General features: G+C 69.7%; 1 protein-coding gene. It reads left to right on the top strand.

The features are described from left to right. A partial coding sequence (locus tag CCN51_RS52370) for a PTS fructose transporter subunit IIC (RefSeq protein WP_143676261.1) occupies positions 1-756 on the top strand: 756 nt, incomplete at both ends.

The following is a 756-nucleotide window of genomic DNA, read 5'->3' as shown; positions in this document are numbered from 1 at the left end:
ATCGGCGCGATCGTCACCGGCTTCCTGGCCGGTTATCTGGTGCGCTGGATCAAGATGGTCAAGGTGCCCAAGTTCGTCCAGCCGATCATGCCGATCATCGTGATCCCGATCGTGGCGACCTCGGCGCTCGGGCTGTTCTTCATCTATGTGCTCGGCGAACCGATCGCGTGGGTCTTCGAGCACCTCACCGACTGGCTCGGCGGGCTGACCGGCACCAGCGCGGCACTGCTCGGCACGATCCTCGGCCTGATGATCGCGTTCGACATGGGCGGTCCGGTCAACAAGACCGCCTTCCTGTTCGGCGCCGGCCTGGTCTCCAAGAACCCCGAGGTCATGGGCATGTGCGCGGCGGCCATCCCGGTCCCGCCGCTGGGCCAGGGCCTGGCCACCCTCATCCGCCGCCGGATGTTCGACGACCAGGAGCGGGAGACCGGCCTGGCCGCGCTGTTCATGGGCTTCTTCGGAATCACCGAGGGTGCCATCCCATTCGCCGCGGCACGCCCGGCGCGGGTCATCCCGGCGAACATGCTCGGCGGCGCGGTCGCCGGTGCGGTGGCGGGGCTGGCATCGGTCGAGGACAACGTGCCGCACGGCGGCCCGATCGTGGCGATGCTCGGTGCGGTCGACGGGGTGCCGATGTTCTTCGTCGCCGTCGTGATCGGTACGGCGGCCACGGCGCTCACGACCATCGCGCTGATGTCGCTCGGCGGGGGTGCGGCTCAGGGAGGCGGTGAGGCTTCGGGGCCGGGCGCCGCA

This window comes from Streptomyces milbemycinicus, assembly GCF_002154605.1.
Taxonomy (GTDB): Bacteria; Actinomycetota; Actinomycetes; order Streptomycetales; family Streptomycetaceae; genus Streptomyces; species Streptomyces milbemycinicus.
This window is presented reverse-complemented; position numbering and strand designations above follow the sequence as displayed.